This window comes from Moorena sp. SIO3I6 (assembly GCF_010672095.1).
The window spans coordinates 90,534-103,008 of record NZ_JAAHHU010000003.1 but is presented as its reverse complement, the minus strand read 5'-3'; the positions used below and the strand labels follow the sequence as shown (position 1 = coordinate 103,008).

The 12,475-nt window shown below is 45.0% G+C and carries 9 protein-coding genes; 3 read left to right on the top strand and 6 right to left on the bottom strand.

Features of this window, described 5'->3' with window-relative positions; translation table 11 throughout:
• Positions 1 to 395: 395 nt before the first annotated feature.
• Positions 396 to 695 carry a hypothetical protein gene (locus F6K49_RS02185; protein WP_293036006.1) on the top strand — a complete coding sequence of 100 codons (300 nt, stop codon included), beginning with the start codon at positions 396 to 398 and terminating at the stop codon, positions 693 to 695.
• A gap of 30 nt (positions 696 to 725) precedes the next feature.
• Complete coding sequence (gene glgB, locus F6K49_RS02180) at positions 726 to 3,014, top strand: 1,4-alpha-glucan branching enzyme (RefSeq protein WP_293093792.1); 2,289 nt, start codon at positions 726 to 728, stop codon at positions 3,012 to 3,014.
• Between the two features lie 106 nt (positions 3,015 to 3,120).
• Here the strand turns inward: glgB and F6K49_RS02175 are convergent, their stop codons facing one another.
• From F6K49_RS02175 to hpsB, 5 genes are all read right to left on the bottom strand, one after another.
• Positions 3,121 to 3,720 (bottom strand): type II secretion system protein, encoded by a 600-nt coding sequence (locus F6K49_RS02175; RefSeq protein WP_293036004.1) that lies wholly within the window; start codon positions 3,718 to 3,720, stop codon positions 3,121 to 3,123.
• A 235-nt stretch (positions 3,721 to 3,955) separates the two neighbouring features.
• Positions 3,956 to 4,105: a hypothetical protein gene (locus tag F6K49_RS02170; RefSeq protein ID WP_293028047.1), complete on the bottom strand. Its 150-nt coding sequence runs from the start codon at positions 4,103 to 4,105 to the stop codon at positions 3,956 to 3,958.
• 6 nt (positions 4,106 to 4,111) lie between these two features.
• Entirely contained in the window at positions 4,112 to 4,786 is a 675-nt protein-coding gene (locus F6K49_RS02165) for a prepilin-type N-terminal cleavage/methylation domain-containing protein (protein ID WP_293093788.1), read from the bottom strand.
• Between the two features lie 152 nt (positions 4,787 to 4,938).
• Positions 4,939 to 5,970: a hormogonium polysaccharide secretion pseudopilin HpsC gene (gene hpsC / locus F6K49_RS02160; RefSeq protein WP_293093784.1), complete on the bottom strand. Its 1,032-nt coding sequence runs from the start codon at positions 5,968 to 5,970 to the stop codon at positions 4,939 to 4,941.
• 54 nt (positions 5,971 to 6,024) lie between these two features.
• Positions 6,025 to 6,924 carry a hormogonium polysaccharide secretion pseudopilin HpsB gene (hpsB, locus tag F6K49_RS02155; protein ID WP_293093781.1) on the bottom strand — a complete coding sequence of 300 codons (900 nt, stop codon included), beginning with the start codon at positions 6,922 to 6,924 and terminating at the stop codon, positions 6,025 to 6,027.
• Between the two features lie 33 nt (positions 6,925 to 6,957).
• Here hpsB and F6K49_RS02150 point away from each other — a divergent pair, with 33 nt between their 5' ends.
• The gene (locus tag F6K49_RS02150) at positions 6,958 to 7,179 is read left to right on the top strand and encodes a hypothetical protein (protein WP_293035995.1); all 222 of its coding nucleotides are present in this window, start codon (positions 6,958 to 6,960) and stop codon (positions 7,177 to 7,179) included.
• Here F6K49_RS02150 and hpsA read toward each other — a convergent pair.
• Complete coding sequence (gene hpsA, locus F6K49_RS02145) at positions 7,152 to 12,167, bottom strand: hormogonium polysaccharide biosynthesis protein HpsA (RefSeq protein ID WP_293093779.1); 5,016 nt, start codon at positions 12,165 to 12,167, stop codon at positions 7,152 to 7,154. The genes F6K49_RS02150 and hpsA overlap by 28 nt on opposite strands.
• Positions 12,168 to 12,475: the final 308 nt, after the last annotated feature.

Genomic DNA, 12,475 nt, shown 5'->3' with positions numbered 1-12,475 from the left:
GACTTCAGAGGTCTGAGGCTGGTCAGCTAACTCAAGAAGCGCTGCTGACCAGGATTAACTTGGTAGCAGTTTGACTTAAAGTAAGCCTAGAAAGATGATGCTAGAACGCACCTATCTTAGCATCAGCTCAGATTCAAGAGAAATGCTTAGTTACCCACAGACGGGTATTTGTGATATCCTAAAAATTGGTGGTAAAAATCATAAAAAAAACCTGAGCGCACCAATAACCCTAGCTATCACCCTAAGGTTAGAGCAAAAAACCAATCCCATCAATAGAAATTCCTGTAAATCAATCACACAGCCACACTGATTAATCCAGACGCCACAGGCAGTGCTGAATAGCTTGAGATAGGATTTGATTAACGACTCAATTGAAGTAATCAATCTTGTTGGTGATGGCTAAATTGTTGAAATTGTTAGGAATTGGCCTAGAATTAACTATCGCTATACTTATAGCTAGACCAGCTTGGTGTTTACCACCTCCGGAGGATCTACCGGAAGAGGTGTTGAGAACTGAGATTATTATTGAAGCGCGATCGCCTCTTGATGGCAAGCCAATGAATCCCGCTGAATACGCCCAACTGCAAGATGCCATAGCACAACGCTCAACCAGCCCTGGCCTTGACCCCAAGATTCGAGAATTGATTTTTCTGCTGCAACTGAGCGATTTGTTTCGGACAATCCTTCCGTTCTAACGGTGATACTCCCAGACCTGTTTACCCTGAATGTATTCAAGAATTAATCCCGAACAAATTGACCGGATCGTAGGAAACCAACATCATGACCCCTTTGAGGTGCTTGGTTCCCATAAATTTGAGCAGGATGGTAAGGTGAGTTGGGTAGTGCGGGCTTATCTACCAAATGCAGAGGCAGCATGGGTACTTCTGCCAACGGAAAGGAAGTCTTACCTGATGCAATCGGTACACCATCCTCACTTTTTTGAGGTGGAAATTGAGACACCTCGGCTGGCTAATTACCAACTGCGGATAAAAAAAGGCGATCGCGAATGGGTGAGCTATGACCCCTATGGCTTCCGTTCTGCCAAACTAACCGAGTTTGATTTGCACCTATTTGCGGAAGGGAATCATCACCGCATCTACCAGAAACTGGGGGCTCATCCTACAGAAATTGATCGGGTTGAGGGAGTCTATTTTGCGGTTTGGGCACCTAATGCTCGTAATGTTTCAGTCATCGGCGATTTTAATCATTGGGATGGGCGTCAACATCAGATGCGCAAAGGGGCTACTGGTATCTGGGAACTATTTATTCCTGAACTGGAAGTGGGAGAAACCTACAAGTACGAGATTAAAAATTCCGAAGGTCATATCTACGAAAAATCTGACCCCTATGGTTTCCAACAAGAGGTCAGACCGAAAACTGCTTCTATTGTTACCGACTTGGATGACTATCAGTGGCATGATCATGACTGGATGGAGCATCGGCGTCACACTGACCCCTTGAGGCAACCGATTTCTGTCTATGAGCTACATCTGGGCTCTTGGCTTCATGGTTCTTCAGCTGAACTTCCTCGGGGAGCAAATGGTGAAACCCTAACCGTGGTAACCGTTTCAGACCTCAAACCAGGAGCCCGTTTCCTGACTTACCGAGAACTAGCCCAAAAATTGATTCCTTATATCAAAGAATTGGGCTTCACCCATATCGAAATCTTGCCCCTGGCCGAGCATCCCTTTGATGGGTCTTGGGGCTATCAGGTTACCGGTTACTATGCCTGTACCTCGCGCTATGGTAGCCCACAAGACTTGATGTATTTTATCGACCAGTGCCACCAAAATGGGATTGGGGTAATTTTGGATTGGGTACCCGGTCATTTCCCCAAAGATGGTCATGGTTTGGCTTTCTTTGATGGTACTCATCTCTATGAATACGCGGATCCCCGTAAAGGTGAACATCAGGAGTGGGGAACCTTAGTCTTCAACTATGGCCGTAACGAAGTGCGGAATTTTCTGGTAGCTAACGCTTTGTTCTGGTTTGATAAGTACCACATTGATGGGATGCGGGTGGATGCGGTAGCATCTATGCTCTATCTGGACTATTTACGTGGGGATAGAGAATGGATACCAAACCAGTATGGGGGTCGGGAAAATCTTGAAGCGGTGGATTTCCTTAGGCAAACTCATCAGGTAATTTTTGGTTATTATCCCGGTGTTCTCTCCATTGCCGAAGAGTCAACGGATTGGCCGATGGTGTCTTGGCCAAATTATTTAGGAGGTTTGGGATTTAATCTGAAGTGGAATATGGGCTGGATGCATGATATGCTCGATTACTTTAGCATGGATCCCTGGTTTCGCCAGTTCCACCAGAATAATGTTACCTTCAGCATGTGGTATAACCATGCTGAAAATTATATGCTTGCCCTATCTCACGATGAGGTGGTTCATGGCAAGAGTAATATGCTTGGGAAAATTCCCGGGGATGAGTGGCTCAAGTTTGCTAATCTCCGCTGTCTGTATGCTTATATGTTTGCTCACCCAGGTAAGAAAACTCTATTTATGAGTATGGAGTTCGGTCAGTGGAGTGAGTGGAATGTCTGGGGAGATTTGGAATGGGATTTGTTGCAATATCAACCCCATAAAAATTTAAAGCAGTTGATTAGTGATCTCAATCATCTGTATCGCAGGGAACCGGCGCTTTATACTCAGGATTTTGACCAGGACGGGTTTGAATGGATTGATTGTAGTGACAATCGCCATAGTGTGGTGTCATTCATTCGCTATGCTCACGATTCGGAAGAGTTTATTGTCACAGTGTGCAATTTTACCCCTCAGCCCCATAGTCATTATCGGGTAGGAGTGCCAGAGATGGGATTCTACAAGGAATTGCTCAATAGTGATGCTCGCCAATACGGTGGTAGTAATATGGGGAATCTAGGGGGTAAGTGGACAGATGAATGGTTCTTCCACAATCATCCCTATTCCCTAGATTTGTGTTTGCCACCCCTGGGGGTGTTGATTTTAAAGCTAGATCATCAGAAGAATCAGGCAGAGTTACAGTAGTCGGGAGATGGGGAGATGGGGAGATGGGGAGATGGGGAGATGGGGAGTCAGATCAGTTTTCTCGATTCCCGATTCCCGATTCCCGATTCCCAATTCCCTGCTGCCCTCAATAACAATACTTCTTACTGTTATTCGGTTTAGGATGAGATCTACCCTTGCGTAGGGCTCCGAGCAAGGTGGATAGGTAGACGCAACGTTGGGTGGTGCTATTATTCTTGGTGATTATGGTGATTTGTCCGAGTTGTCCGTTGGTGTTTCCTTTGTGGTTAAACTGGACTCGCCATGGTCCAGTATTTGAACAGTCTCCCTTTGGTTTGGCTAGGGTGGTCTCGGATTTACCTTTCTTATTTTTGTCTTTGTAGATGGCGATGGTAGGGTTAAGGCTATGCCAATGGACTTGATTTTCGATGCATGTTTTTCCCATAGCTCGGTGAATTGACCACTGGACAATGCCATCTTTTTCTCGAAAGCTAGTTTGCCAGGTCGCTTTGTCTCGTTTAGCGTTGCTTTGGGCAATCCGCATGGCTCGGTAGATTTGGTCTTGGGCTATGTTGAGCTGCAGATGATTGATAAAGGTAAGCCAGCTGGGGGTTGCGATCGCAGCCAATATTCCAACTACTAATACTATCAGAATAGTTTCCAGTACAGTGAATCCAGCGATCGCATCAGCTCGGGATTGATCGCCCTGTTGGCTATTAAATTGCATGGACTATCACCCTGATTTAAGTAGGTTTAACTCACATCTTGCACCATTATCAATAATATTGGTTCATGTAGGGTGGGCAGTGCCCCAGACAGATTCAGAAGCTTGCAAAGCGCCTAGGTAGGCACTGCCCACCCTACGATTAATGACAATGGTGCAAGATCTCGGTTTAATTGTTGCTTGATATAGTTCGATTAAATTTAATTTTTTGAACGACTAACAGGGAGAATCTTCTGAATCAAAAAAGGTTTTGAATTATCGAGTTCAGAAATTTTTCGGTTGTCTTTGGTTTAGCTTTATTGTTATAGCGAAGGGAGTAGGGAGTAGGGAGTAGTGAATTGACACTCCCCGGTCTAAAGACGCGGGTAGTGTCAACTTTATACCCCACTCAACACTATGTTGAAAGATTACATTCTGTCCCTTTTTTATTAGCTTCCATTGCACCCAAGATAGTTTTTATTTTTACACATCGCTGGGTCGCTTCAATCGGGTTATTTTTATTCTTAGAATCGGGAACAGCTACTACGATAGCTAAGCCCAAGTCATCTGGGGCAATTTGTGCATTTTTGAGAACGCCCTGGTTATCAAAGGTAATTGTTTTCTGTTCTTCCAAAATCGATAATGTTTGACCAGATTGGTTGTCACCAGTTAGGTTTGTACCCACCCAAATTTGGTCTGGTTTCACCCCTAAATCACCAACTAAACTTTGCCATTGAAAGTCCACAGGTGTGTTATCTTTCCACTCATTATCCTTATCTTGATACTGATCTTGATAAACAGCAGCTTCTGGACCTTTCTCCTTACTCATCATCCTAAAACTAACACTGTAGCTGAGTTTTTTCTTTTTCGCTTCTCGCTGGGCTTCTTGGATTGCACTTAATACTCTCTCATTCACTTTATTCACGCGCTGTCGATTCACAAAAGCCAGCCAGCTGGGAGCAGCAATGGAGGATAAAATTCCTACTAGTAAGATAACTACTATTAATTCCAGCAACGTGAAGCCAGCATCCTGCTTTGATTTCGCTTTTATGGTTTGATAATATAACATTTTTAGTGGAGATGTAAACATATAGCAAAGGGAACAGGGAATAGGGAACAGGGAATAGGAGGATTTTTGAGTATTATGCTGAATCAGCCTTGAGGTACACAGAATTTTTTAGCTTGTGCCTCTTGCCTCTTGCCTTAAAAAAAACGTACCTCACTTAATTAAAAACTGCTATATTAGTTAATATTCAAGAAACCTCGTCCTTCAATTTGCATGGTTACGGTAGGGAAATAGCTAGACCGCTCTGGTTTGTATTCATAGTCTTTTGGATTATTCTTGAGCCGAGCTAAAGCATTCCCTCTCAAAAATAATTGGGCGATTCTTTTATCTGCATCCACACAGGCATATAACCCACCGTTTGGTTTACTTGGAACTAGCAAATCTTTTTCTTTCTGTTTGATTTCTTTAGGTGAAATACTAGGGTCTTTTTGGGGAAACACAATTGGACAATCTGGTGTTATTGCCGTTGCTGTGTTGTCAATGTAATCTACCAAGATTTGAACTTGAGTCTCGTAATTATCAGCCCCTTTTTCCCACTGATTCAACTTTTGCTTGAGAGTGCTTCCTTTCTTGTCGAGATCAAAAGATTTAAAGCCTGGGCTAGCAGCTATACCAACTTGATTGGCTTTATTTGAAGTTTCATCGATGACTTGATCACGAATTTCAAACCGACCAATTCTAGCAATATTTGACCAATTATCATTTTCTTCAGTGATTAAGTAATAGGCAACCAAAGCATAGACAAAGGTATCATTTTTATTGGTAAAGTCGCCAATAGTTTTTCCACCGACTGTGTCATCTCTATCAAAATGCTTCCGCTTCCAGAATACCAGCACAGGTTGACAGTTATCTGTTTTACAACCTGGTGCTTCAGCAACTGGTGGGATTTGGTTTCGGATTCCAGAGTCGTCCGCTGTTCCAGCATTGTCTCTTTCCACTCCAGAGTTATCGTAGATATAGACCGCTTGCTCCAAGTCTCTGACTATGTAGTCCATAGCCGCTTGGATTTCTTGTTCTGAGGTAGCCTTGGCTTGCTCTTTACGGTCGGTATCTACGATAGTAATCATAAATCTCAATAGTGGTGCGATGATCAGTACGGCTACAATCATTGCCACCAGCAGTTCAATTAAAGTGAAGCCGCCATGGTTGACCTTAGGCTTGTTGCTTTTCAGTTGGTGGGCGAGTAACTTTCTGAGTGAGCTAATCATGGTTAGGGTTTTTGTCAGTAGTATTTGATAGTAATTACCGTATTCGTTACAAGATTATTCACAACCCCCTAGACGCTGGCAAAAAAGGCCAAAATCCGGTGTACCTGTGGTAATTTCTGTAGTCATTTCTACTAGGGGGGCTTTGCGATCGCTTAATCCAGGTCCAATCGCTTTCGCCTTAACCCCCTTCTCACCAATGCTCAAATCACCATTATCCTTAAAGGCATCCGCTCGGTAAACCCGCACCCCCAGAAAGTAGGTTTTTTCAGGCTTGCTAGAGTTGCCTGCCGGGATACTCCGAAATGCCTGAATGATTAAGTCTCTTGAACTGTTCTTGCTACAGCCAGCTTCTTCATCAAGGTCTACGCAGTAGAGAATTTTTTTATTATTGCAATAGGAATTTTTGTCACACTTGTTATTTAAGTCTGATGGTTTAGGAGCCTTAGTTTCAGCCAATTTATTTCTTTCTGTTAAGATATTTTCAGCATCCATTGTTACCGTTTGTTCGGGAAAAGTAATCGCTTCACTCCGTACACCATCGATGTAGGCCCTAGCTGCTTGCACTGCTAGTTCTACTCGTCGCGACTGGACTCGATTTGCCACCCCTAAGACAATCATGGGTGAGATGCCAAGCATGAGAATTGTAATAATCAGCATTGCCATCAAGGATTCCATAATTGTGAAACCGGCATCTGATGATTGAGAAAGGGGTTGTTGCTTCTGGGGATTAATCATGGTTTTGGAATTATTAAGGGAGTCGGGAGTCGGGAGATGTAGGGTGGCCAGTGCTTGAGTTAGATTGATTTCCTTGCCATCGGCTTGGGTTGGCACTGCCCACCACCCAGGGAGTGTTCGATCCCCCCTAACCCCCCTTAATAAGGGGGGAACCGGAGTAGGGAGTAGATGTAGGAGTTGAGACCAATTCATTTCCCGGCAAATCAGGGTGCTAGGCACTGCCCACCACCCTCAGATTAATTACAATCGTGCTTGATTATTCATAATTTCAACCTTCAACCTTTAACCAAACAACCTTGGCCAAAGGCCACGCTACGCGAACAACCTCCAACCTTCAACCAAACAACCTTGGCCAAAGGCCACGCTACGCGAACAACCTCCAACCTTCAACCAAACAACCTTGGCCAAAGGCCACGCTACGCGAACAACCAAACAACCTCCAACCTTCAAGCACCGTTTTTTGACGGGCAATAGCGCCCGTTAACCGCTAGATTTCCTTTATCGTCTTCAGCACACAGTAAGGTTTTGACCCATCGGTCATCTCGGGAAACTTCGCGGAAAAACTCATCAGGGTCTCCCGCTGGGGGAGTGGTAAACAGGCCAGAGAACAGGTCTGGTAACTGAGTCAGCAGAGCCACATCGAAACCATATCGACGTTGGGGTGCCATGTAATAGGGCAGTTTGCCATTACCAGTGGCATAGGGCATAAAGGACCCATTAGCTCGATCATCCTGATCTATCTCGTATCCAAATCGACTGGGGACGTTTATATTCGGGGCATCCTGGGGGCCATGCCAGAATGGGGCTGTATCATAGGCCGAACGCTTGAACTGAATCAGGGAGCCGCTGATCCGAGCCGGAATACCCTTTGGTTCGCCGCAAGTTCCACCCGGTTGCTGCCAGTTTTCTAGGTAACGGACGAAGTTAGCTAAACCACCATTATTTTCCTGTGGGCTTGGGGGACTATCCCCGGAAGCAATCACTAAATTGAAGGTTTCTCCGTCTTCATTGGCTCGCTGTGTCCAGCCCTCTTCGATTTCCACACATTCCGATTGTATTATCGGGAATCCGTTTTGGTTTATTCTTGGTTGAGCAGTCAGGGAGTGAACTTGTAGGGCTGGTACCAACATCGGTTGCTCTGTTGTTGGGTTTTGTAATGGCTTTTGGTAAAACAGTGGTCTTTCACCACCGAAGCTTAGACGACCATCATCGGTAGGATCACTTTGATTTCTAGTTGTTTTATACCACAGAGCATGTGGTGCTAATCGAGGTCTTTTGGTAGGGCTGAAACTATTGTATGGGTATTCTTGGACAGTCCCACTATTATCTCCTGTTCCATCAGCTCCGTTGATTCCCAGAGGAATCGGAAGACCGTCATTGAGAACCAAGTTGTTATTTTTAGCAGGATCTCGTTGGAAAGCAATGCGACGGGGATAGCGTCGATCGTCGGGATCTATGGCAGGTCTTGCGGTTGTGCCGGAGAAAAGTAGATTGACAGATTGTGTTACAAGGTTACTAGCCTTTTGCGGTGTAGCAGCGTTTTGTGCACTAACCACCCAGTCATCAGGTGTACAAGCTGAAACTGGAACTTTCCGACAGATTTCCATCACATACTCTGGAAATTCTACCCGTCGCTGAATGGGAGTGACAAAATTGCTGAGGTAGGAACTGTTTATTCTTCTAGGGTTCGGATTTTCTATAGTAATAGGTCTTGAATCAAGACTAGGCTGAGGGTTGCCCCTCCCATCTGGATTATCAATAATATTGTCATCATTGACATCCCACCAGTTGGCACTAGTGACAAAATTATTGTCAAATATGCCATTAAGTTTTAGTCCTGCCGCAACAGTTATCTGAGACTCGGGAACCCCAATTTCAGTTGCATTACCATTACCATTGAGGTCAAAGCCAATCTGTGTTTCATCGAAAGTGTCTGCTAAGTCACCATTCCCGTTTACGTCATAACCTATGACAATTTGAGACTCTAAAACCTGATCGGCACCTGTGACACCGTTGCCATTCAGGTCAGCACCATATGTAGCCTCATTTACAAGGTCTATTAAGTCATCATCCAGGTCTAAGTCAATACCCATTGGTATTCCCCTCAGGTCATAGTCCCCATCGGAGCGGTAACCAAACTCAAAATCATTAGACAGTAGGGTAACGCTATCAGCAATCACTACTGCTGGTCGCCACAAATCCCCTGAATTACAATTTTCCAATCTATCATCCTTTTGGCGACAAGCAAAGTTTCCGTCGAGAGTTTCACGACCGTAGAAATTGCCATCATCCCACTTTTTATTTTGTAGCTGCTGTGTAAACTCTTCCACCAACTTTCCCTCAGGGGTTTGGTGTAAATTAAAGCCGGATTTTATATCCCCATTGATAACGTTGTCATCGGCTTTGATATACACTGGCAAATTGGTAGCTAAAATTAACCCTTTCTCTGCTCCTGGCGGATCGGTCAATGTAAATGAGTTATCTTCGTCTTGACGGGCTAGCACTGTCCCATTGCGTAACATAATTCCATTGGGACGGCGGGTGGGGTCTAGGGTAAAGTCTACGCTACTGGAGCTGAGATTTTCTTCACGGGTAGCGTTGGGATCATTCCGACTTAGGTCTGGTAAAGCATCATCACGGGTGGCGTAGATAACCCCACTATCCGGTAGCAGAAATTCTGGGGTGGGACCTTTACCGTTGGTTAATCCATCAATTGGTGTTGTTCTGAGCAGATTGAGATCCAACACCGTAGCCCTGATTTCCAGAGGCTGACGGTCTTCTATCCCTAGGTCATAGGTATGCTCAGATAAATTATAGTTATTGGCCTGGTTAGGAGCCTGATTAATATCCTGGACTTGTCTGGCATTCAAAAAGGACTGTTCGTAGATTGCCCCATGAGGTATCGGTGGATCATTCATAGGAGTAGCGCCGTCTAAAATTGCTAGGGCGCAATTTGCGGTATCAATGGCTGAATTATCAGCTAGGGTAAGCTCTTCACCTGCTTCTTGTTTATCTAAGGCTATTTTCAAGGGTTCATTGGCAAGACGCCCATTGGGAAATACTAATCGGGCTTGTCGTTCCAGTTCTGACCTTATAGTTCTATCGGGAAAGCTGTAAACGATGCCATTGTTAGACCTGCCGTTGTCACGATCAAATCGGTCTGGTGTGTCCCAAGCCGGATCCCCAGATTGCACATCATTTTTAGCCGATTGTTCATCTGTGGGGTCATAGTAGCTACTGACACAGGCAATCGGTTCTTGGTCAAAATTTTCTTCTTCTGGGTTCTTTCCTGGCTTTTGGGTGTAGTGATAAACCGCGCTTGCCCTCATCAATAGGTCACTTTTCTGGTCAGCGTCAGTAATACCAGCCTCATTATTACCAGTTAAATCACTACCTACACCACCATGCATGGGCATGGTATCTGGCCAGACCAGTATGGGTTGCTCTCCATCCAATTGGTTTATTATGTCATTTAGCTGTATTCTGTTACCTCCAGTATTTGATGGATCCACAAACCTAATATCCCAACCAGGAGGGGGTAAATAAGACTCCAAGTCAGGGCGACCATCATTATTATCGCGAGGGAAATTAGGTTGTCCTTTGGTTCTCGTCAACAGACCCAACTCATCATCATCCACATAAATCCCAGCACCGGTGACTACCCGCAATCCCCCATACCCTTCCAGAGGCTGAACCGGTTGCCTGGCTGCTGCTGCTTCCCAGAAACCATTGCGGTCAGTATCCCCTAACTCAGATAAGGGAGTGATTTGGGTAGTGCGGTAGCGCAGCTTATTGTCCTCATCCTGAAAGTCATCCCACTCAACCGTATCATCTATGGCTTGTTGAGCTCTGGCACCCTGGAATTGCTGTGCATTTTTATCCCACCATAGAGCAGGTAAGCCATGACCGATCAAAACGCGATCGCCAATTGTTTTTTCCGTACCTCGTTCCTCTTGTAGGCTTGGTTCCGTTGCTGCCGGACTGAGAGTGTTTCCATTGATATTCAGCTTCAGCTTATTGTTACTGTTGCTAGTACCTGGTTTATAAGGGAATATCCAATCATCCTGGGGTCGAAGCTCGTCACCAGTACCTTGGATCTTTGCATTTCCCGGGTCTTCACCATCGGGAACTTCTGCATAGGGAACACGACGGGTGCGGTCTTTGAAGTATCTTTCTAGTTCTTTTCGTTCATCACCCTGAGCTTTAGCGTTGACAGCATTTACCAGATCATTAATTCGGTCCGTGTAGGCTTGGCTGTTATCCCCAATCTGATTGGGTGGTGCGTCAACAGATTTATTTTCATTTTTGCCTAACTTAACTTTCGCCGGTGGGTCATCTCCTCTGAACAGATGTATGTCTCCTCCGTCTTGATCTTGCTCCTGATCAACACGACCAAAGGCCATATTGCCCCCGACAACGATCTTGCTGTTTTCTTCTGTGTAGTAGCAAGATTCCGGGCTACTGACTTGAAAATACTCATTACTTCCTTCATCATTACCGGTAAGAAAATTCCCGTTGGTAAAAATCCGGCCATTAATCTGGATGCCCTCCCCAGGAGTAATTTGTAAATCATCCTCGTAGACAATGGCATTGTTGGCTAGGGGAATTCTGGCTCGGTCTTGCTGATACTCTAGAGCTGATAATCCGGCCTCACCCTTGTAAGCCTCATAGGTTTGACCATCTATGTTGTTATCCCCAGCTACAATCGGCACCGTTGCGGTGTAAACAAATATACTTTTCTTTAACTTCGACCCGGACTTAAACCACCCGGAATTATCCACTAGGCTAGCGCTAGTATCAGCGGCTAGGGGACATCGCTTGCTATCGCCAGACTCCCCCATCGGTCTGGTTCTCGCTTGTAGAGGGGTTCTGGTTTTTTCGTTTTTTAATGGATTTTGATTTGGACTTGGCTGTGGACTTTTGAAGTAAATTCCGTAGAGGGTGTAGCTATCGAATAGGCCATTATTATCCGTATCAACCGGAAACCTCCAGGCAGTATTTATCTGTTTACCATCGTCTTCGAGAATCAAACGCTTTTCATCACCAAAGTCGTATCTTGTATTTTGGAACGCATTTTCCAACGCATCCTCTGAGGGGGTGGAGCGGGGCAGGGTGGGGTCAGCAAACAAGGCTTCTAATTTGGCTTGAGCCCGCTCAATGGCTGGAGCAGCGGCATTGAATACCGCTTGATTGACGCGATAATTACTGGCATTTTTGACCCGGTCAAAGGAGCGCAACACAATGGCAGTTACCAGCAAGGTTACCACCAAGGTCACCATAATCGCGGTCGGTAACACAAACCCAGCGGTTGCCACCCGCGACCGACGGTGTAAAATAAATAAGCTACGCAACAGCCAACGCATCAAAGGTTTGGTGATGGCTTGAGAGAGTTGGACTACTTGTTGGAGTAGTTTTGCGATCGCATTCGCTAACTTCTTCCTGGTTGACTTCCTGGTTGACATAGGGATTTTCCTGTCACATTTCCTGAGTAGATTCCTGAATACGAACTAGTTCAAGCACCCTAGATGATATAGATCAAGGCAATAGGCAATAGGCATGCTAGCAATAGTTGACGTGCATTAGCTTTTGCTGCTTGTATCAATGTCAAACACCTTAATTGCCTTAATTGGTAGTCCTATATTCAAATGCTTCAACGAAGCCAAGGATTACCTATCTACGGTTAACCCCATAGTGTTAGGTCTACCTACGAATAGAGAATATTCTTAAATATTTAATTATACTATCGAGATTTACGAAAAATACCACGATT

What these genes read in the sequence shown, in the direction of transcription:
- F6K49_RS02185 (WP_293036006.1), top strand. Translation starts at nt 396, where the DNA reads ATGGCTAAATTGTTGAAATTGTTAGGAATTGGCCTAGAATTAACTATC.
- glgB (WP_293093792.1), top strand. Translation starts at nt 726, where the DNA reads ATGTATTCAAGAATTAATCCCGAACAAATTGACCGGATCGTAGGAAAC.
- F6K49_RS02175 (WP_293036004.1), bottom strand. Translation starts at nt 3,720, where the DNA reads ATGCAATTTAATAGCCAACAGGGCGATCAATCCCGAGCTGATGCGATC.
- F6K49_RS02165 (WP_293093788.1), bottom strand. Translation starts at nt 4,786, where the DNA reads ATGTTTACATCTCCACTAAAAATGTTATATTATCAAACCATAAAAGCG.
- hpsC (WP_293093784.1), bottom strand. Translation starts at nt 5,970, where the DNA reads ATGATTAGCTCACTCAGAAAGTTACTCGCCCACCAACTGAAAAGCAAC.
- hpsA (WP_293093779.1), bottom strand. Translation starts at nt 12,167, where the DNA reads ATGTCAACCAGGAAGTCAACCAGGAAGAAGTTAGCGAATGCGATCGCA.